Origin of the sequence: Citrobacter sp. wls717 (assembly GCF_005280955.1) — a bacterium.
Taxonomy (GTDB): domain Bacteria; phylum Pseudomonadota; class Gammaproteobacteria; order Enterobacterales; family Enterobacteriaceae; genus Citrobacter; species Citrobacter werkmanii.
Map to the genome: position 1 here is coordinate 106,723 of NZ_SZWW01000030.1, position 20,523 is coordinate 127,245.

General features: G+C 53.0%; 18 protein-coding genes and 1 pseudogene. 9 read left to right on the forward strand and 10 right to left on the reverse strand.

Annotation, left to right across the window (positions count from 1 at the left end; translation table 11 throughout):
* Positions 1 to 394 precede the first annotated feature (394 nt).
* Positions 395 to 2,044 (reverse strand): glucose-6-phosphate isomerase, encoded by a 1,650-nt coding sequence (gene pgi / locus FDX09_RS14770; RefSeq protein WP_137347429.1) that lies wholly within the window; start codon positions 2,042 to 2,044, stop codon positions 395 to 397.
* A 314-nt stretch (positions 2,045 to 2,358) separates the two neighbouring features.
* Here pgi and lysC point away from each other — a divergent pair, with 314 nt between their 5' ends.
* From lysC to FDX09_RS14785, 3 genes are all read left to right on the forward strand, one after another.
* Positions 2,359 to 3,708 (forward strand): lysine-sensitive aspartokinase 3, encoded by a 1,350-nt coding sequence (gene lysC / locus FDX09_RS14775; RefSeq protein WP_038636225.1) that lies wholly within the window; start codon positions 2,359 to 2,361, stop codon positions 3,706 to 3,708.
* Between the two features lie 92 nt (positions 3,709 to 3,800).
* Positions 3,801 to 4,727 (forward strand): ketopantoate/pantoate/pantothenate transporter PanS, encoded by a 927-nt coding sequence (gene panS / locus FDX09_RS14780; RefSeq protein ID WP_085049585.1) that lies wholly within the window; start codon positions 3,801 to 3,803, stop codon positions 4,725 to 4,727.
* Between the two features lie 144 nt (positions 4,728 to 4,871).
* Positions 4,872 to 5,144: a DUF3811 domain-containing protein gene (locus tag FDX09_RS14785; protein ID WP_003826541.1), complete on the forward strand. Its 273-nt coding sequence runs from the start codon at positions 4,872 to 4,874 to the stop codon at positions 5,142 to 5,144.
* On the opposite strand, the gene rluF is transcribed toward FDX09_RS14785, so the two are convergent.
* The gene (gene rluF, locus FDX09_RS14790; protein WP_069325173.1) at positions 5,141 to 6,016 is read right to left on the reverse strand and encodes a 23S rRNA pseudouridine(2604) synthase RluF; all 876 of its coding nucleotides are present in this window, start codon (positions 6,014 to 6,016) and stop codon (positions 5,141 to 5,143) included. The two genes, FDX09_RS14785 and rluF, sit on opposite strands and share 4 nt — an antisense overlap.
* A gap of 264 nt (positions 6,017 to 6,280) precedes the next feature.
* Positions 6,281 to 6,646 (reverse strand): hypothetical protein, encoded by a 366-nt coding sequence (locus FDX09_RS14795; protein ID WP_137347436.1) that lies wholly within the window; start codon positions 6,644 to 6,646, stop codon positions 6,281 to 6,283.
* Between the two features lie 141 nt (positions 6,647 to 6,787).
* Between FDX09_RS14795 and FDX09_RS14800 the strand changes: the two genes are divergently transcribed.
* Positions 6,788 to 6,949, forward strand: coding sequence for a phage protein (locus tag FDX09_RS14800; RefSeq protein WP_003841416.1), 162 nt, complete (start codon positions 6,788 to 6,790; stop codon positions 6,947 to 6,949).
* Positions 6,950 to 7,132: 183 nt separating this feature from the next.
* The gene (locus FDX09_RS14805; RefSeq protein ID WP_137347430.1) at positions 7,133 to 7,723 is read left to right on the forward strand and encodes a GNAT family protein; all 591 of its coding nucleotides are present in this window, start codon (positions 7,133 to 7,135) and stop codon (positions 7,721 to 7,723) included.
* Positions 7,724 to 7,786: 63 nt separating this feature from the next.
* On the opposite strand, the pseudogene FDX09_RS14810 reads toward FDX09_RS14805, so the two are convergent.
* The 4 genes and pseudogenes from FDX09_RS14810 to FDX09_RS14825 all read right to left on the reverse strand — a co-directional run bounded on the left by FDX09_RS14810 (position 7,787) and on the right by FDX09_RS14825 (position 10,640).
* Positions 7,787 to 8,444: pseudogene (locus FDX09_RS14810) on the reverse strand (LysE family translocator).
* Positions 8,445 to 8,547: 103 nt separating this feature from the next.
* Positions 8,548 to 8,973 (reverse strand): glutaredoxin-dependent arsenate reductase, encoded by a 426-nt coding sequence (gene arsC, locus FDX09_RS14815; protein WP_085049574.1) that lies wholly within the window; start codon positions 8,971 to 8,973, stop codon positions 8,548 to 8,550.
* A gap of 12 nt (positions 8,974 to 8,985) precedes the next feature.
* Complete coding sequence (locus tag FDX09_RS14820) at positions 8,986 to 10,275, reverse strand: arsenic transporter (protein ID WP_137347431.1); 1,290 nt, start codon at positions 10,273 to 10,275, stop codon at positions 8,986 to 8,988.
* A 44-nt stretch (positions 10,276 to 10,319) separates the two neighbouring features.
* Positions 10,320 to 10,640 (reverse strand): transcriptional regulator, encoded by a 321-nt coding sequence (locus FDX09_RS14825; RefSeq protein WP_038636209.1) that lies wholly within the window; start codon positions 10,638 to 10,640, stop codon positions 10,320 to 10,322.
* A gap of 85 nt (positions 10,641 to 10,725) precedes the next feature.
* Here FDX09_RS14825 and arsH point away from each other — a divergent pair, with 85 nt between their 5' ends.
* Positions 10,726 to 11,424 carry an arsenical resistance protein ArsH gene (gene arsH / locus FDX09_RS14830; RefSeq protein WP_085049572.1) on the forward strand — a complete coding sequence of 233 codons (699 nt, stop codon included), beginning with the start codon at positions 10,726 to 10,728 and terminating at the stop codon, positions 11,422 to 11,424.
* A 150-nt stretch (positions 11,425 to 11,574) separates the two neighbouring features.
* Here arsH and FDX09_RS14835 read toward each other — a convergent pair whose 3' ends face one another.
* On the reverse strand, positions 11,575 to 12,195 hold the full coding sequence (locus FDX09_RS14835) for a histidine phosphatase family protein (protein ID WP_085049571.1): 621 nt from the start codon (positions 12,193 to 12,195) through the stop codon (positions 11,575 to 11,577).
* Between the two features lie 546 nt (positions 12,196 to 12,741).
* Here FDX09_RS14835 and FDX09_RS14840 point away from each other — a divergent pair.
* Together FDX09_RS14840 and pepE are read left to right on the forward strand one after the other, a co-directional pair.
* The gene (locus FDX09_RS14840; RefSeq protein ID WP_085049570.1) at positions 12,742 to 13,020 is read left to right on the forward strand and encodes an addiction module antidote protein; all 279 of its coding nucleotides are present in this window, start codon (positions 12,742 to 12,744) and stop codon (positions 13,018 to 13,020) included.
* 109 nt (positions 13,021 to 13,129) lie between these two features.
* Positions 13,130 to 13,819: a dipeptidase PepE gene (pepE, locus tag FDX09_RS14845; protein WP_085049569.1), complete on the forward strand. Its 690-nt coding sequence runs from the start codon at positions 13,130 to 13,132 to the stop codon at positions 13,817 to 13,819.
* Between the two features lie 127 nt (positions 13,820 to 13,946).
* On the opposite strand, the gene FDX09_RS14850 is transcribed toward pepE, so the two are convergent.
* Together FDX09_RS14850 and metH are read right to left on the reverse strand one after the other, a co-directional pair.
* Positions 13,947 to 15,575, reverse strand: a complete 1,629-nt coding sequence (locus tag FDX09_RS14850) for a Na/Pi cotransporter family protein (protein ID WP_137347432.1) — start codon at positions 15,573 to 15,575, stop codon at positions 13,947 to 13,949.
* A 213-nt stretch (positions 15,576 to 15,788) separates the two neighbouring features.
* Entirely contained in the window at positions 15,789 to 19,472 is a 3,684-nt protein-coding gene (metH, locus tag FDX09_RS14855) for a methionine synthase (protein WP_137347433.1), read from the reverse strand.
* 195 nt (positions 19,473 to 19,667) lie between these two features.
* Between metH and iclR the strand changes: the two genes are divergently transcribed.
* Positions 19,668 to 20,492 carry a glyoxylate bypass operon transcriptional repressor IclR gene (gene iclR / locus FDX09_RS14860; RefSeq protein ID WP_038636184.1) on the forward strand — a complete coding sequence of 275 codons (825 nt, stop codon included), beginning with the start codon at positions 19,668 to 19,670 and terminating at the stop codon, positions 20,490 to 20,492.
* Positions 20,493 to 20,523: the final 31 nt, after the last annotated feature.

Genomic DNA, 20,523 nt, shown 5'->3' on the forward strand with positions numbered 1-20,523 from the left:
GAGATTTACCCAAAAGAATTTCGGGCGAGATCGAGTATACACAAGCCAAAGTGTGCAAATTACGACTGGCGGGAATTTAGGATAATGAGAAATGAAAGTAGATTGCTATTATTAATTAATAACATCAAACAGTAAAATCAATCAGTTAAAATATACACACCAGAAATACAATATCCGTAAATTCTGAAAATAACAGAAATGAAATTCCATTAAGTTAATTATTTTAGGATTATGCTCAATTAGGGAGTGAAGCAAAAGCGTAGATATCCTGGAGCAATCCTATAAAAAAGCCGATATTAATATCGGCTTTTTTATTTCATTAATGCCGGATGGCGGCTAAACGCCTTATCCGGCCTACAAATGTGTAACTGTAGGCCGGATAAGCGCAGCGTCATCAGGCGCGCCAGGACTTATAACGGTTAATCAAACCATTGGTGGAACTGTCGTGGCTGTTCACTTCGGAACCATCATTCAGCTCCGGCAGGATGCGATTTGCCAGCTGTTTGCCCAGCTCCACGCCCCACTGGTCGAAAGTGAAGATGTTCAGGATTGCGCCCTGAGTAAAGATTTTGTGCTCATACAGCGCAATTAGCGCCCCCAGGCTGAACGGCGTGATTTCACGCAGCAGGATGGAGTTGGTCGGGCGGTTGCCTTCGAACACTTTGAACGGCACCACGTGGTCCAGCGTTGCCGGATCTTTACCCTGGTCGCGGTATTCCTGCTCAACCACTTCACGAGATTTACCGAACGCCAGCGCTTCAGTCTGAGCAAAGAAGTTAGACAACAGTTTCGGATGGTGATCCGACAGCGGGTTGTGGGTAATAGCCGGGGCGATGAAATCGCACGGCACCATTTTTGTACCCTGGTGGATCAGCTGGTAGAACGCATGCTGGCCGTTAGTCCCCGGCTCACCCCAAATGATCGGGCCGGTCTGGTAATCCACCGCATTGCCGTTACGGTCCACGTATTTACCGTTGGATTCCATATTGCCCTGCTGGAAGTAGGCCGCGAAACGGTGCATATACTGGTCATACGGCAGGATCGCTTCGGTTTCAGCACCGAAGAAATTGTTGTACCAGATACCGATCAGCGCCAGCAGCACCGGCAGGTTTTTCTCCGCCGGAGTAGTGGAGAAGTGTTTGTCCATCGCGTGCGCGCCGGACAGTAGCTCTACGAAGTTGTCGAAACCGACGGACAGGATGATCGACAGACCAATCGCTGACCACAGGGAGTAACGACCGCCAACCCAATCCCAGAATTCGAACATATTGGCGGTATCAATACCGAATTCGCCAACCGCTTTACCGTTGGTGGAGAGCGCCGCGAAGTGTTTAGCAACGTGCTTGTTGTCGCCCGCGGTCGCCAGGAACCAGTCACGCGCGCTGTGGGCGTTAGTCATGGTTTCCTGGGTGGTGAAGGTTTTAGATGCGACCAGGAACAGCGTGGTTTCCGGGTTCACTTTCTTCAGTACTTCAGCGATGTGCGTCCCATCGACGTTAGACACAAAGTGCATGTTCAGATGGTTTTTGTACGGACGCAGCGCTTCGGTCACCATGAACGGACCAAGGTCGGAACCGCCGATACCGATGTTCACTACATCAGTAATGGCTTTGCCGGTATAGCCTTTCCAGCTTCCGGAGATGATCGCTTCAGAGAAGGATTTCATCTTCTCCAGCACCGCGTTCACTTCCGGCATCACATCTTTGCCGTCAACGATGATTGGGGTATTGCTACGGTTACGCAGCGCCACGTGCAGCACGGCACGGTCTTCGGTACGGTTGATTTTCTCACCGGAGAACATGGACTTGATGGCGCCTGCCAAATCGGTCTCTTTCGCCAGATCCTGCAGTTTGGCCAGCGTCTCTTCAGTGATGCGGTTTTTGGAGAAATCCACCAGCATCAGATCGTCAAACGTCGCGGAAAATTTGGTGAAACGATCGCTATCTTTCGCGAACAGATCGGCGATAGTAACGTCTTTCATCTCTTCAAAGTGTTTTTGTAGTGCCTGCCAGGCTGAGGTCTGCGTTGGATTGATGTTTTTCATTAGCAATACTCTTCTGATTTTGAGAATTGTGACTGAGATCGATTGTAACGCCAGTCACAGAAAAGTGTGATTGTTTTAATGCCATTGCCAGGGCATCCGCCAAACGAGGCTACAAAGTATAGCCGTTATCAGCGTTGTTATTAGTACCGTTACTCAACGCAGTTGCAGCATGAAAAATCCGCATAATCCCAGCGTTGACAGTGCAAGCTACACATTTTATTTATAAATACGGTATTTGCATTTGCGCCTGCACCGGTTTCCGTTCTGCCTTATGTGCCATGGTCGCTCTATTCACTCCCTGACACGAGGTAGTTATGACTGATGTAGTTGTCTCCAAGTTTGGCGGTACCAGCGTGGCGGACTTTGATGCCATGAATCGCAGCGCTGATGTGGTGCTTTCTGATGCGAACGTCCGGTTAGTGGTGCTCTCCGCATCGGCAGGTATTACCAACCTGCTGGTTGCTCTGGCGGAAGGGCTGGAGCCAACCGAGCGCTTCGAAAAACTCGACGCCATTCGCCAAATTCAGTTCAATATTCTGGAACGCCTGCGTTATCCAAACGTGATTCGTGAAGAGATCGAACGCCTGCTGGAAAACATCACCACGCTGGCAGAGGCGGCGTCACTGGCGACCTCAACCGCGCTGACCGACGAACTGGTCAGCCACGGTGAGCTGATGTCTACCCTCCTGTTTGTTGAGATCCTGCGTGAGCGCAACGTCCAAGCGCAGTGGTTTGACGTGCGTAAAGTGATGCGCACTAACGATCGTTTCGGTCGTGCAGAACCCGACGTCGCGGCGCTGGCCGAACTGGCAACGCTTCAGTTAGCCCCACGTCTGAGTGAAGGTCTGGTGATTACCCAAGGCTTTATCGGCAGCGAAAGCAAAGGCCGCACCACCACGCTGGGACGCGGCGGCAGTGATTATACGGCCGCCCTGCTGGCTGAAGCGCTGCACGCAACGCGCGTCGATATCTGGACCGATGTTCCCGGCATTTACACCACCGATCCGCGCGTCGTTCCAGCCGCTAAACGTATTGATGAAATCGCCTTCGAAGAAGCCGCGGAAATGGCGACCTTCGGCGCGAAAGTGCTGCACCCGGCAACCCTGTTACCTGCCGTACGTAGCGATATCCCGGTGTTTGTTGGCTCCAGTAAGGATCCAAAAGCAGGCGGTACGCTGGTATGCAATAAAACCCAAAATCCACCGTTGTTCCGTGCCCTGGCGCTACGCCGTAAGCAAACTCTGCTAACGCTGCATAGCCTGAATATGCTGCACTCTCGCGGCTTTTTAGCGGAAGTGTTCGGCATCCTGGCGCGCCACAACATCTCGGTAGATTTAATTACTACATCGGAAGTCAGCGTGGCGCTGACGCTGGATACCACCGGTTCAACGTCTACTGGCGATACGCTGTTAACACAGTCTCTGCTGATGGAGCTGTCTGCCCTGTGTCGGGTTGAAGTGGAAGAAGACCTGGCGCTGGTAGCGCTGATTGGCAACGACCTGTCCAAAGCCTGCGGCGTGGGTAAAGAGGTGTTCGGCGTACTGGAGCCATTCAACATCCGCATGATTTGCTACGGCGCGTCCAGCCATAACCTGTGCTTCCTGGTGCCAGGTACCGAAGCCGAACAGGTGGTACAGAAGCTGCACCATAATTTGTTTGAATAATATTTCATCACGCGATAAACAATAACTATAGCCGGGCTCGAACCCGGCTTTTTTATAACAACACAACACATTTCAATCGCAAGGAATATAACATGCTCGCTACTCTGACGCGGCTGTTCCCATTATGGGCGCTGCTGCTCTCTGTTATTGCGTATTACACGCCCTCCACCTTTACACCTGTCGGGCCATTTGTGCCGTCGTTACTGATGCTGATTATGTTCGGCATGGGCGTCCATTTGAAGGTGGATGACTTTAAACGTGTACTCTCACGTCCTGCGCCGGTCGCCGCGGGTATTTTCCTGCATTATCTGGTGATGCCGCTCGCCGCCTGGATTTTGGCGCTGGCTTTTAATATGCCGCCGGAACTGTCCGCAGGCATGGTGTTGGTCGGTAGCGTCGCCAGCGGAACAGCTTCTAATGTCATGATCTATCTGGCAAAAGGTGATGTGGCGCTCTCCGTGACTATTTCATCCGTTTCAACGTTGGTCGGCGTCGTCGCCACACCGCTGCTGACACGGCTGTATGTCGATGCGCATATTCAGGTGGATGTGATGGGTATGCTGCTGAGTATTCTGCAGATCGTGGTCATTCCGATTGCCCTGGGACTGGTCATTCACCATCTGTTCCCACGCGTCGTAAAAGTCGTCGAGCCGTATCTGCCCGCGTTTTCTATGGTGTGCATCCTGGCGATCATCAGCGCCGTCGTGGCAGGCTCTGCTTCGCACATTGCGTCCGTTGGCTTTGTGGTGATTATCGCCGTTATCCTGCATAACACCATTGGCCTGCTCGGCGGCTACTGGGGCGGAAAACTGTTTGGTTTCGACGAGTCGACTTGTCGTACGTTAGCTATCGAAGTCGGCATGCAGAATTCAGGGCTGGCCGCTGCGCTGGGCAAAATCTATTTCGGCCCGCTTGCCGCCCTGCCCGGCGCGCTGTTCTCCGTTTGGCACAACCTTTCCGGTTCGCTGCTGGCAGGCTACTGGTCCGGTAAGCCGATTAAAGAGAAAGCACGCCGCTAATTGTCGGCTGTAGGCCTGATAAGTGTAAGCGCTAGCAGGCATAATACGCGCACGTCGCCGGATGGCGGCTAACGCCTTATCCGGCCTACCCAGCCTCTGCACTTTGCCGTACACTGAGGACATCGGCTAACAGAGGGCACCCCTATGGCACTCCCCCGCATTACCCAAAAAGAGATGACCGAGCGCGAGCAGCGTGAACTGAAAACGCTGCTCGACCGCGCGCGCATAGCGCATGGTCGGCTGCTGACCAACGCAGAGACCAACAGCATCAAGAAAGAGTACATCGATAAACTGATGGCCTTGCGCGAAGCAGAAGCAAAAAAAGCCCGCCAGTTAAAGAAAAAGCAGGCTTATAAACCGGATGCGGAAGCATCGTTTTCCTGGTCAGCGAATACGCCAACGCGCGGCAGACGTTAACGCCCTTTCTTCTTACGCCCCGGCGAGGTAAAGCGTTTGCCGTTTGCTGCCGGGCGCGATTTCTCTTTCTCCGCAGATTTTTCGATTTTCACTACCGGGCGCTTAATGCCTGCGGTTTTTGGCTTCGCTTTCGCCTTCGGTTTGGCTTCCGAGGACGAGTTCTCGATCAGCTTAAAGAGTTCGATCAGTTCGTCATCCGTCAGGTCGCGCCATTCGCCAAGCGGCAGGCCGGATAAACTAACGTTCATGATACGCGTACGCTCAAGTTTGGTAACTTCATAGCCAAAGTGCTCGCACATGCGGCGGATCTGGCGGTTCAGCCCCTGAATCAGCGTGATACGAAACACAAACGGCGCTTCTTTTTTCACCTTACATTTTTTGGTGACGGTGCCGAGGATTGGCACACCAGCCCCCATTCCACGGATAAAGTCATCAGTGACCGGCTTATCTACTGTCACCAGATACTCTTTTTCGTGATCGTTACCGGCACGCAGGATTTTATTCACCAGATCGCCGTGGTTGGTCAGAAAGATAAGTCCCTGGGAATCTTTGTCCAGACGACCGATTGGGAATACACGCTTGCTGTGATTCACGAAATCAACAATGTTGTCGCGTTCGCTGTCTTCGGTGGTACTGACAATCCCAACCGGCTTATTCAGCGCGATAAAGACCAGATCTTCCGCTTCACGCGGCTCAATCAACCGACCATTCACTTTTACGACGTCGCCAGGCTTTACCTGATCGCCAATGGTGGCGCGTTTGCCATTCAGGAAGACATTCCCTTGTTCGATAAAGCGATCCGCCTCGCGACGCGAGCAGATTCCGCTTTCACTGATGTATTTATTTAGTCGGATGGATGAGTCGGGCAGCATAATTTCTCCTGTATACACTTCATCCTTCAAGCTGTCTCTGCGTTGGCTGCCCTCACTCCCCCAGGTCACATAGCAATCTATGCTCCCAGGGATTCGTTCCCTTGCCGCCTTGATACAACTTGAATGATTTTGTGTATTAAAAGCGAAATATACCCTACCTTGCGGGCGATAAAAAAGAACAGCGTGTAAATGTGCGATTGAAACTATGCCGCTTTTTCAGGTCTGTCACGCCCCGAAGAAGAAGTCTGCGAGGCGCTTTCCAGATTAGTTTAGAGAGTCGCTGACAAACAATTGCTGGTCAGCTTTCGCTTCCAATTGCGCCAGCGCGGGAATCAACTGGCTGATGTTGACCAGGCTGTGTCCTAACTGGCATATGCTCTCATACGCAAAATGTTCCTGACCTTCACCCGCCATGGTCAGCAGGCTTTCGCCCATAAAATTCAGCGTCTGGTACAACCCTGCCAGCGCCTCTTCACAGCCAAACGATAGCGCCAGATTTTCTTCGGTGGTGAGATGGCTACAATCAAGATGGCGGAATGCCTCGGCGAGTGGAAAATAAAGCAGATCGGCTTGCGGAATGGGAGAAGAAGACGCAAAACAGGCGTTAGTGGTACTATTAGCATCAGCCATAGCATTACCTCGTATAATGTTGTGGTTAGACGCCCTGATCGTGTTCCCGCACTTTCGGGGCGTTGTCATTTTGGGGGTGTGAGAGTAATGTGTCATCACACATACTCACACTACTCTTGTGTAATTAAGGTGTCAACACACATGAACGAAAGAAGAGGCAATCCTCCGTTTCAATTCCGTCTGGATCCGGAACTTCGCAAAGCGATGGAAGAAGCACAACGGCAGGATGGCGATGAATCGTTGGCTGCCTGGATTAAGCGTGTGATTAGAAAAGAGCTGAAACAGAAAGGGATCGAAGTCTAGTGGTCGGCATTATGTATCGTTTTCTGAAGGTCTGTTTAGAGCGGACAAGCTGCCATCATGAGCAGTAAGCAGATAATCGCCTCTTGATTAGTCGATTATTAAATGTAAACGGAATAGTAAGTCATTCGGTACAGGATTATGCAGTCCAATCCATCGACACAAAATAACTGTAAGGTCACAAATATGACGCCTACATTGCAAGGATCTCTTGTCACGCTCCGTCCTCTGCTTAAGACAGATGCTCAGCTATTGATTGATGCTGCTGCGGATGGAGAACTCTGGTCCCTGCCATTTACGGTAGTTCCGTCTGCTGACACAACTGAGTCGTACATTCAGAAAGCCCTGCAGGGGCAAACTGAAGGCACAGTCATGCCGTTTGCTGTAACGCTCTCATCAGACCAACGCGTCATTGGGTCAACACGTTTCTGGAAGATTGATAGAGAAAACCGAAAGCTCGAAATTGGTCATACCTGGTATTCACAAAGCTGGCAAAAAACAGCTGCAAATACCGAGAGTAAACTGTTACTGCTGCGATACGCCTTTGAGCAACTGAACTGTGTTCGCGTTCAGTTTACGACTGATGTATTGAATGAGCGCTCTCAAGCTGCCATTCTCCGTATTGGCGCAGTCCAGGAAAGCATCATCAGAAATGAACGAATTATGCCTGATGGCCGAAAACGTACTTCTATACGGTATAGCATAATTGATGATGAGTGGCCGCAGGTTCGGACTAACCTTGAGCGCCGCCTCTCCAGTTACAGCAAAGAGAAATAACTCGAGCTTTTGCGGGCGGATGGTCTGCTGTAAACGAAGCGGACACTGGGTTTACCGTTTCGGTTAAGCTTCTCTGGCAGATTTCGATACTACACCAGACCCGCTAAACAACATGCGGATACCGAGGCCTATCATGACAACTCCGGTAAACCGTTCCTGCCATTTGATAAAGCCTGGGTGTTTACCCAGCCAGTTTCCAAATGTCCCTGATGCCATCGCGACCGACCCCAGGGAAACGATTCCTGCCAGCTTTTGGATACTACCCAGAACAAGTAATTGCAGCCAGACAGGACCCGCGGTGGGATCGACAAACTGAGGAAGAAAAGCAAACATGAACAACAGGGATTTTGGGTTAGTCAGGCTATTCAGGGCGCCTTCCTTAACGGCATTCCAGTCAGAAATTTTTGCAGTTTTTCGCAGACGTGTATCAGTGCCAGAAGTCGCAATCATTTTTATGCCCAGCCATATCAGATAAGCTGCGCCAGCCCACCTTAGCAGATCTAGCGCCACCGGCCAGGCATGAACAACGGTTACCAGCCCGGACAAGAAAAGAAACTTGCACAAAACCAGCTACAAATACATTACCCAGTACCGTAAGCAGTGCAATACGTCTTCCCTGACCGACTCCTCTGGCGATAGTTAGCATCATGTCTGGCCCCGGAGAAATCTCCAGTAGAGTCAGCGCAAGAAGGAAGGTCATAAACGTTTCGATCGAAGGCATCTTGGTTGAATCCGGAAAAATATTTCCGCTACGTTACCTCAGTCCGATTCGAGCAGAAAGCGGAATATACCGCAGCGCCCGCTCCTGGCACGAAGTGGGCAGATTACTTAACCCGCTTCCCCGTTTCGTCAATGACCTTCTCACCATCCTCTTTGGTAAACGCTCGTTTCTGACCTTCCGGTAGAATATCCAACACTATTTCTGAAGGGCGGCAAAGACGAGTGCCAAGCGGCGTAACGACTACCGGCCGATTAATCAGGATCGGATGTTGAAGCATGAAATCAATCAACTGCTCATCACTAAATTTCTCTTCATCAAGACCCAGGTGTTCATAAGGCTCAACATTCTTACGCAGTAATGCACGCACCGTAATTCCCATTTCTGAAATAAGTTTAATCAGCTCATCACGGGTCGGTGGCGTATCGAGATAATAAATTATCGTCGGTTCGTTGCCGCTGTTACGGATCATCTCCAGCGTGTTACGAGAAGTGCCGCAGGCAGGGTTGTGATAGATGGTAATGTTGCTCATATCTGTATCTCATTACAAAGTGATGGAGAACCGCAACGCCAGCGCGGCCAGAGTGACAAACAGCACGGGCAGAGTCATGATAATGCCAGTGCGGAAGTAATATCCCCATGTAATCGTTATATTTTTCTGGGCAAGCACATGCAGCCAAAGCAAGGTTGCCAGACTGCCAATCGGGGTGATTTTCGGGCCTAAATCGCAGCCAATCACATTGGCATAAATCATAGCCTCTTTGACGACGCCAGTCGCCGTACTCCCGTCAATCGACAGTGCGCCAATCAGCACCGTCGGCATATTGTTCATCACCGATGACAGGAACGCGGTCAGGAAACCGGTGCCGAACGTTGCTGCCCATAACCCCTTTTCTGCCAGCAGGTTCAGCACGTCAGACAGATACTCCGTGAGTCCTGCATTGCGCAGGCCATAGACCACCAGGTACATGCCCAGCGAAAAAATAACAATCTGCCATGGCGCACCGCGCAGGACTTTTCCGGTGTTGATGGCATGACCTCTTTTCGCCACTATAAACAGTACTGCTGCGCCAGTAGCCGCTATCGCACTGACCGGGATCCCCAGAGGCTCCAGCACAAAGAAACCGACAAGAAGCAATAACAGGACAATCCAGCCCGCCCTGAACGTTGCCGGATCCTTTATCACACTGGCAGGCGTCTTCAGCAGCGAAACGTCATACGTCTCCGGAATGTCCTTGCGGAAGAAGAGATGCAGCATGACCAGAGTGGCCGCAATCGCGGCTACATCTACGGGGATCATAACGGAGGCATACTGCGTAAAGCCCAGACCGAAAAAGTCCGCCGAGACGATATTCACCAGGTTAGAAACAATGAGCGGCAGGCTGGCCGTATCTGCAATAAATCCTGCGGCCATGACAAAGGCCAATGTCGTGCCCTGGCTGAACCCCAGTGCGAGCAGCATCGCAATTACAATCGGCGTCAGGATCAGTGCGGCGCCGTCATTGGCAAACAACGCAGCAACAGCGGCCCCAAGCAAGACTATCCAGGTAAACAAAAGGCGGCCACGTCCGTTACCCCAGCGGGAGACGTGCAGTGCGGCCCATTCAAAGAAGCCGGACTCATCGAGCAGCAGGCTGATGATGATGACCGCAATAAATGCCGCAGTCGCGTTCCAGACGATATTCCAGACAACGGGAATATCAGCGATATGGATGACTCCGGTACTCAGCGCCAGCGCAGCTCCGATACTCGCGCTCCAGCCAATACTCAGACCTCTGGGTTGCCAGATCACCAGTACCAGCGTCAATAAAAATATACTCCCTGCCAAAAACATTTCAAACCCCGTTATATATGATTATGTGAATATGTTTTCCTTCCTCAGCAAGAGGTGCAGGCCGACTTTGCCAACCATTCCCGCACATCTTCCCGAAGGCACTGCCAGGACGTCGTGATTGTCTCAGCGGCCCACGCAGGAATATGAGGTGACAGACGATAGTGAATCCATTTGCCTTCCCGACGATCCAGAACTAGCCCAGACTCGCGAAGAATAGCCATATGGCGTGATATTTTAGGCTGTGATTCGGCGGTAGCTGCACAGATATCGCACACGCACAGTTCTCCGGACTCCCGCAGAAGCATGACAATGGCGAGCCGTGTTTCATCCGACAGGATTTTGAAAAGCTGAACAGGTTGTAGCATTTTCCTCTCCGTTCCCTTTAGAATATATATATGATAAATCATATATATTAACTTTGAAATCATCTGCTCTCTCTGGAGGAGAAAAATGGAACAATTTCCTGCCCTGAATACGGAATGCTTTGATCAAGACATCGCTGAACGCCTGCATCTGCAGGAGCCACCAAGAATTCTGATCCTGTATGGTTCAGTAAGAGAGCGCTCCTACAGCCGCTTTGCCGCGGAGGAAGTGGGTCGCCTGCTGACGGCGATGGGCGCGGAGGTGAAACTCTTTAACCCCTCCGGTTTACCCCTGCCGGATGATGCGCCGGACACGCATCCCAAAGTCACCGAGCTGCGCGGTCTGGTCAGATGGTGTGACGGGATGGTGTGGAGTTCTCCGGAACGGCACGGTGCTATGAGCGCGGTGATGAAGGCGCAGATTGACTGGATACCCTTAAGTGAAGGCGCGGTTCGTCCTTCGCAGGGCAAAACACTTGCGGTAATGCAGGTCTGCGGCGGTTCACAGTCCTTCAATGCCGTGAACCAGATGCGTATTCTGGGTCGCTGGATGCGGATGTTTACGATCCCCAACCAGTCCTCTGTAGCCAAGGCATGGCAAGAGTTCGACGAAAACGGACGAATGAAACCTTCGTCATGGTATGACCGTATCGTCGATGTCGCCGAGGAGCTGTTTAAAATCACGCTGCTGCTTAAGGGACAAACCGGTTACCTTGCAGATCGTTACAGCGAGCGAAAAGAGAGCCATCAGGAGCTTTCATCCCGTGTCAATCAGGACAAAATATAACGTCCTTACTTATTGAGCTCAAACGTCCGCTCCTGGCACGAAGCGGACGAGCTAACTGAGATGAAGGTCCGCTGTGAGCGAAGAGCTGACATTGTGCTTAAATAATGATGGCTCTGGCAGGATGGGAGTTCAATGATTGCAAGGTGACCACTAATTCAGGTGACGTAAATGTGTAGCAATCCCCCACTTTAGGCCGATACATTTTCCATTAACCAGGTCGATAACAGAATAACTTGCATTGGGGTGAGCATAGCGAGGGAAACTATTGACAGTCCCTTCTTTAAGAATTGCCAGAGTGCCCTGACTGACATGCCCGTGAGACACAATACATATTGTTTGTTGATGTGATGAAGTATCTTCCAGGTTTTGTAAAAAACGCATAACTCGCTGAGAAGCATGCGCCAGTGACTCCCCCCCAGGTGGAAAATACTCTGCATCAAGCCTGAATAACGCATTTGCATCGTTCGGATGTTTTTGTCTGAGTAGTTCTAACGGCATACCTTCAAACTGACCAAAGGCCTGCTCTTTAAGGGCCGGTTCAGCCGTCAGTGAACAGCGAAAGTGTTCAGCCAGGCTTTGCCCCATTTGCCAGGCACGTCCAAGCGGAGAAGCGTAAACACGCTCTATTTGATACTCACTTGCACTAAACGCTGCTAGTAGGACGGATGTTTCATGCAAACCCCGACAGGTCAAGGGGCTATCGCTGTGCCCCTGAATAATTCCTTCCAAATTCCACTCTGTTTCTGCGTGTCGAACAAGTATCAATTTCATCGTTAGCGGGCCATGCTCGTTGTTGATCAAAATGCCCAAACTGCGCGATGTCAAACACACACAGTTGAAGCAGCGGAAGGCTTTCCTGTTTTGGAAATAATGAACAAGTGTAGCTTATTGCCGTTATGCAGCGGCTCTGGGTGTGAGGCGCTGAATTTTATCCGTAGTTAACTTCCGCTTTTGGCACAAAGCCGCCCCTATCCCCTGTTATCGTTTCTCGTATCAACCGCAGCGTCCTGAAAAACTACGTATTATTGCGAGGCGCTTTCCTGTTTCCTCCACCCAACATTTCCCCATACTCCCCATTTTTTTATTCTCTAGTCTCAACTTGTCAATTCAGAATGTAGTTTATAAAATACATGGAACGTACTCATGGAAATTCTTCAGACAATGGTTTTCCAGCGTTGGGAGCAAAACTTACGGGACAGGAGAGCTAAAACGCTCATTGCTACACGCCTTTTTCGTTTGGCTCATGGTTTAGCTGGTGATGTCAAACCTGTTGGAGAATGCTCGCCCGTTCACTGGATTATCAAGAGATCTTCCACCATGAATAAACTTACGCAGTACGATCCCGCAACTGCGCTGGTCGATGATGAAGAAATTGCCGTTTTTATGGCCGATGCCCTCGAAACAGGCGATGCAGCGTACATTGCAAAAGCATTGGGCGTGGTGGCTCGCGCTAAGGGAATGGCGAACATCGCGGCAGAAACGGGATTATCCCGCGAACAACTTTATCGCTCTTTTAGTGAGAAAGGTAACCCAACGCTGAAAACTACGCTTGCAGTGATGAAGGCGCTCGGTATTGAATTGACGCTTAAAAAATAGTCTCAGCATCTGTCTCCTCTTCCAACATCGTGAGCCATATCAGGAAGGCGTTAGATCGATAGTGGTAGCATGACCGCGGTTTGTAATTTTCTGATTACATGGAGAAATGATGGAACTGCTTTTATTGAGTAACTCGACGCTGCCGGGCAAAGGCTGGATGGAACATGCGCTGCCGCTGATCGCAGAGCAACTGAACGGTCGCCGCACGGCGGTGTTTATTCCATTTGCCGGCGTGACGCAAACCTGGGATGAGTACACGGCGAAAACGGCAGCCATCTTTGCGCCAATGGGCGTTAACGTTACTGGCATTCATACCGTTACCGATCCGATTGCAGCCATTGAAAACGCCGAACTGGTGATTGTCGGTGGGGGTAACACCTTCCAGTTGCTGAAAGAGAGCCGCGAGCGCGGACTGCTGGCGCCGATTGTCGATGTCGTCAAACGCGGCGCGCTGTACATCGGCTGGAGCGCGGGTTCCAACCTTGCCTGCCAGACCATCCGCACCACCAACGACATGCCGATTGTCGATCCAAAAGGCTTTGATGCCCTGGGTCTTTTCCCGCTGCAGATTAACCCGCACTTCACCAACGCGCTGCCGGAAGGCCATAAAGGCGAAACGCGTGAACAGCGTATTCGCGAGCTGTTAGTTGTGGCGCCGGAACTGACGGTGATTGGTCTGCCAGAAGGGAACTGGATCAAGGTGAGCAACGGTCAATCCGTGCTTGGCGGTCCGAACACCACCTATATCTTTAAAGCGGGTGAAGAAGCGGTTGCCGTTGAGGCGGGTCACTGCTTTTAGTTAGTTTGTTGTCTGATGCCGGATGGTAGCTTCGCCTTATCCGGCATCAAGGTAGACGACAACATTGACGGTTATCCGTAGGCCCGGTAAGCATCAGCGCCACCGGGCAACCTTTCATCTGTCCTCGTTAGTACTCACGCTCGTCGTCTTCATCCGGCTGTTCCAGCACACTGTAAGCCACAGAGCAAAACAGTGAGTTCAGACGCTGCATATCGCCCAGCAGCGCCAGGTGCAGGGAACTGGTTTCAATACTCTGCACGTTCTGCTGATGCAGACGATCCACATGCGCATGCGAGTAACGACGGTTAAGGATGCGGAAACGGTGCTTGCTGCGGCGCAGACGACGGGCGCTGGCCACGTCGCCAGAGAAGAATACCGACATCGCCAGTTGCAGATTACTGAGCAGTTGATCGTACAGTGCATCAAGTTCTTTCAGCCCTTCGACAGAGAATGCCCGACGCGCTGCCAGCGACTTGTCGGCAATCTCGCTGCCCATACGCTCAACAATATCCGACGCCTGTTCAAGGTTGAGCGACATTTCGATAATCTCAGCCCAACGGCGCGACTCTTCTTCTGCCAGTTCATCCTTTGGCATCCTCGCCAGATAGAGCTTAATCGCCGTGTACAGCACGTTGATATCGTCTGCCATCCTGCGCAACTCTTTCTCTTCACGCGGTTCGCCGTGCATCACCTTCTTTAGCCCATCCATCATCTGCTCCATCGCATCGCCAATACGCAGAGCTTCACGGGCGGCATTGGCCAGAGCCAGGGTTGGGGTATCCAGTGCGCTGATGTCCAGATGCTTAGGCTTCAGGTGGGCGTCCAGTTCTGGCTCATCACGGATAATACGCTTGCAAAAACGCGCCATCGGTTCGGCGAAAGGCACCATCGCTATGCAACGTACCAGGTTGTAGAAAACATGGAAATAAATGACCAGCTCAGATTTCGGCAGCGGCAGCTCATCCATCAGATTCGCCAACGGATGAACAAACGGCAGGATAATCAGACTCCCCACCAGCTTAAACAACAAGCTGCCAAGCGCCACGCGACGGGCAGCAGCGTTAGCCGCGCTATTGTTGAGCATCGCCAGCAGGCCAGAGCCAAGGTTGGCGCCAATCACCAGGCACAACGCGACAGGAAACGAGATAATGCTGGCAGCGGTCAGGGTTGCCGTCAGCAAAACCGCCGCCAGGCTGGAGTAACTGATCACCGCGAACATAGCGCCAATCAGCGCATCCAGCATAATATCGCCGGTCAGCGAGGCGAAAATAACCTGTACGCCGTTAGCCTGGGTTATCGGCGTGACCGCCTGCACAATCAGCTCCAGCGCCAGTAAAATCAACCCCAGCCCGATGCCAACCCGCCCCAGTTGCCCCACGCGGGACTGCTTACGCCCGAGAAAAAAGATCACGCCGATGAAAATCAGCAGTGGCGATAGCCATGAGAGATCGAAAGTCAGGATACGCGCCATCAGCGCGGTCCCCACGTCGGCGCCCAGCACAATGACCAGCGCCGGGGTAAGCGCCACGAGATCCTGTGCGACAAATGAGGTCACCAGCATGGTGGTGGCGTTGCTGCTTTGCACCAGCGCGGTCACGCCGATACCCGCACAAAAGGCGAGCGGCTTCTTTTCAACGCTACGGCTTAGTACGGTACGCAAACGGGCGCCAAAGACGCGCATCACGCCGGTACGCACAATATGTGTGCCCCAAACCAGCATAGAGACAGCAGAAAGCAGGTGTAACAGAGTTAGCACGGAATCAGGTTCTCCTTATCGTTATATGTTCCTGAGGTTCATCGCAATGACATACCGCCTGACGGCGCTACGCTTATCAGGCCTACAAAAATGAGCCATCCGGCAAGCAGTGCCGATGAACGTTCTTTCAGTATAAGGGTTTAAACGTAAGAAAGAGACAGGGCACTCATTGAGTGCCCTGTTTGTTGTAAAGAAAGATGACAGTTTTGTGAATCAATCGGCGTCGTAGCCCAGATTAGGCGCTAACCAACGTTCAACTTCTGCCACGCTCATGCCTTTACGGAAGGCATAATCTTCAACCTGATCGCGCTGAATTTGCGCCACGGCGTAATACTTACTGTCAGGATGACTGAAATACCAGCCGGAAACCGAGGCGCCAGGCCACATGGCGAAGGATTCGGTGAGCTTCATCCCGGTATGTGCTTCGACGTCCAGCAGCTCCCAGATGGTGGCCTTTTCGGTATGTTCCGGGCACGCCGGGTAGCCCGGCGCCGGGCGAATGCCCTGGTAGTTTTCGCGGATTAGCTCTTCGTTACTGAGGTTCTCATTCGCCGCATAGCCCCAGTAGACTTTACGCACGCGCTCATGCAGATATTCCGCGAATGCTTCCGCCAGACGGTCAGCGATGGCTTTCACCATAATCTTGTTGTAGTCGTCATGCTGCGCTTCGAAGGCGTCCGCCAGCGCATCCTCCTCCAGACCACCGGTCACCGCGAAAGCACCGATGTAATCCGCTTTGCCGCTCAGTTTCGGCGCGACAAAGTCAGACAGGCAGTAGTTGGCGAAGCCAACTTTTTCCGTCTGCTGGCGCAGGTGATGACTCACGCTGATAACGTGCGTACGCGTCTCGTCACGGTAAATCTCGATGTCGTCACCCACGCGGTTAGCCGGGAACAACCCCACCACGCCGCGCGGGTTCAGGGTCTTCTCAGCGCTGAGTTTATCCAGCATGTCGTTGGCGTCTTTGAACAGGCGCTTCGCCTCTTCGCCCACCACTTCATCTTCGAGGATGCGCGGATACTTCCCGGCCAGCGACCAGGTCATAAAGAACGGCGTCCAGTCGATGTAATTGCGCAGCGTTTCGATGCTGGCCTCGACTTCCTGCACGCCTAACCGATGCGCGACCGGCGGCGTGTAGCTTTCCCAGTCGAAGGCCAGATCGTTATCACGTGCGGCCTGTAACGTTACCGGCGGCGTGCGAGGTTTCTTACGCGCATGCTGGATGCGCACGGTTTCGTACTCTTTACGCGTACGGGCGACAAAGTCATCGCGCTGGGTGTCGGAGAGCAGCGCGGCAACAACCCCCACGGTACGCGAGGCGTTCTGCACGTAAACCGTCGGGCCGCTGTAGTTCTGCTCAATTTTCACCGCGGTGTGCGCTTTTGAGGTGGTCGCGCCGCCAATCAGCAGTGGGATGGTGAAGCCCTGACGCTCCATCTCTTTCGCCACGTTGACCATTTCGTCCAGCGACGGGGTAATAAGCCCGGAAAGGCCAATCAGATCGGCATTCACTTCACGCGCCGTTCTGAGGATTTTCTCCGCGGGCACCATCACGCCAAGATCGACGATTTCGTAGTTGTTACATTGCAGCACCACGCCAACGATGTTCTTGCCGATGTCGTGCACATCGCCCTTCACGGTGGCGATGACCATCTTGCCGTTGCTGGAGCCTTTCTCTTTACTGGCTTCGATATACGGTTCGAGGTAAGCCACCGCCTGCTTCATCACGCGGGCTGATTTCACCACCTGCGGCAGGAACATTTTGCCCTCGCCGAACAGGTCGCCGACCACGTTCATACCGTCCATCAGCGGCCCTTCGATCACCTCAATCGGGCGTTCGGCCTGCTGGCGCGCTTCTTCTGTGTCGAGCTCGATAAATTCGGTAATGCCTTTCACCAGCGAGTATTCAAGGCGCTTTTTCACGTCCCAACTACGCCACTCCGCCATCTGGGCATTCGCGGTGTCGTCGGTTTTACTGCCGCGATATTTCTCGGCCAGTTCCAGCAAACGCTCGGTACCATCTTCACGTCGGTTGAGGATCACATCTTCAACCGCGTCGCGCAGCTCGGCGGGCAGGTCGTCATAGATAGCCAGCTGTCCGGCGTTGACGATGCCCATGTCCATCCCATTGCGAATCGCATAGTAGAGGAATACCGCGTGAATAGCCTCACGTACCGGGTCGTTGCCGCGGAACGAGAAGGAAACGTTAGAGACGCCGCCGGAAATCAGCGCGTGCGGCAGCTCGCGTTTAATATCTTCACAGGCACCGATAAAGTCCTGCGCGTAGTTGTTGTGCTCTTCAATCCCGGTTGCCACGGCGAAAATGTTTGGGTCGAAGATGATGTCTTCCGGCGGGAAGCCCACTTCTTCGGTGAGAATTTTGTACGCCCGGCGGCAAATCTCAATTTTACGTTCGCGGGTATCCGCCTGGCCCTGTTCGTCAAAGGCCATCACCACCACCGCAGCACCGTAGCGACGCAGCAGCTTCGCGTGATGGATAAAGGTCTCCACCCCCTCTTTCATCGAGATGGAGTTAACGATGCCTTTACCCTGAATGCACTTCAGTCCTTTTTCGATGACTTCCCATTTCGAGGAGTCGATCATAATCGGCACGCGGGCGATGTCCGGCTCGCCGGCAATCAGGTTGAGGAAGCGCACCATCGCCGCTTCGGCGTCGAGCATCCCCTCATCCATGTTGATGTCGATAATCTGCGCGCCGCTTTCCACCTGCTGGCGGGCGACGTCCAGCGCTTCGCTGTATTTCTCTTCTTTGATCAGACGCTTAAATTTCGCTGAACCGGTGACGTTGGTACGTTCGCCGACGTTAACAAACAGGCTATCGTCGCCAATGTTCAGCGGTTCAAGGCCGGACAGCCGGCAGGCCACCGGGATTTCTGGCAACTTGCGCGGCGGTAAACCTTCTACCGCCCGGCTCATCGCGGCGATATGTTCCGGCGTGGTGCCGCAACAGCCGCCAACCACATTGAGGAAACCGGCCTCGGCCCATTCGCGAATCTGTGTCGCCATGGTGTCGGCGTCGAGGTCGTACTCGCCGAAGGCGTTCGGCAGCCCGGCGTTCGGGTGCGCGGTGACGTAGCATTCGGCAATGCGTGACAGCTCCTGCACGTACTGGCGCAGCTCGTCCGGGCCTAAGGCGCAGTTCAGACCGAAGGTCAGCGCATCGGCGTGGCGCAATGAGTTATAGAACGCTTCGGTGGTCTGGCCGGAAAGCGTACGTCCGGATGCATCGGTAATGGTGCCGGAAAGCATAATCGGCAGCTCGACGCCCAGCGCTTCGAACTCGGTTTTTACCGCGAAAATAGCGGCTTTAGCATTGAGGGTATCGAAGACGGTTTCAATCAGAATCAGGTCGCTGCCGCCTTCCACCAGCGCTTTGGTGGATTCGCGATAGGCGGCCACCAGCTGGTCAAAGGTAATGTTGCGGTATGCCGGGTCGTTGACGTCGGGCGAGATAGAGGCCGTACGGTTGGTTGGACCGAGCACGCCCGCGACATAGCGCGGTTTGTTCGGCGTGCGCGCCGTCCATTCGTCTGCCACCGCGCGCGCCAGCTTCGCCGCCGCAAAGTTGATTTCCGCCGACAGGGATTCCATCTGGTAATCCGCCATGGCGATAGTCGTGGAGTTAAAGGTGTTGGTTTCGATGATATCCGCGCCCGCCTCAAAGTAGGCGTTATGGATCGCGGCAATCACCTCCGGCTTGCTGAGCACCAGCAGGTCGTTGTTGCCCTTCAGGTCGCAAGGCCAGTCGGCGAAGCGCTCGCCGCGGAAATCCTCTTCGCTCAGACGATATCCCTGGATCATGGTGCCCATCCCGCCGTCCAGCACCAGAATACGTTCATTTAACTGCTGACGTAATTGTTCTACTTTGCTGCTCACACTCGCTCCCGACAACGCTCAACCAGACCGAAAAAAACTCAACAGGCCATACTGGCACAAACCTGAGAGGCGGAAAAGAGAACAACGGCCAACATGAGACATGTTCAGCTTCACTCATCCGATCAGTACAGGAATTCTTGCATTATAATCGAATAAAACGAAAATGATTTCCACGATACAGAAAAGGAGTCCGCCATGGTTGCCCCTGTCCCCGCGAAACGCGGTAGAAAACCCGCCGCTGCCACTACGCCTGCAACCGGGCAGGTTCAGTCTTTGACCCGGGGTCTGAAGCTACTGGAGTGGATTGCGGAATCCAACGGCAGCGTGGCGCTAACCGAGCTGGCGCAGCAGGCCGGTCTGCCGAACTCAACAACCCACCGTCTGTTGACTACCATGCAGCAGCAAGGTTTTGTCCGCCAGGTGGGCGAATTAGGCCACTGGGCCGTGGGTGCGCATGCGTTTATCGTCGGCAGCAGCTTTTTGCAAAGCCGCAATCTGCTGGCGATTGTGCACCCCATTCTGCGCAAACTAATGGAAGATTCGGGTGAGACGGTAAACCTGGCCGTGCTGGATCAAAGCGACCATCAGGCCATTATTATCGACCAGGTGCAGTGCACCCAGTTGATGCGCATGTCTGCGCCTATCGGCGGCAAGCTGCCGATGCACGCCTCCGGTGCGGGCAAGGCATTTTTATCTCAATTGAGTGAAGAACAGGTTACCGGTCTGCTGCACCGCAAAGGGCTACACGCGTATACCCATGCCACGCTGGTGTCGCCGGTCCATCTGAAAGAGGATTTGGCGCAGACACGTAAGCGCGGCTATTCCTTTGATGATGAAGAACACGCGCTGGGCCTGCGCTGCGTGGCGTCGTGCATTTATGATGAACACCGTGAGCCGTTCGCCGCCATCTCCATTTCCGGGCCAATTTCACGTATTACCGATGACCGCGTGACCGAGTTTGGCGCAATGGCGATCAAAGCAGCGAAAGAAGTCACGCTGGCGTACGGCGGGTTTAGATAAGCAAGGGTTGGGACTGATTTGTAGACCTGAT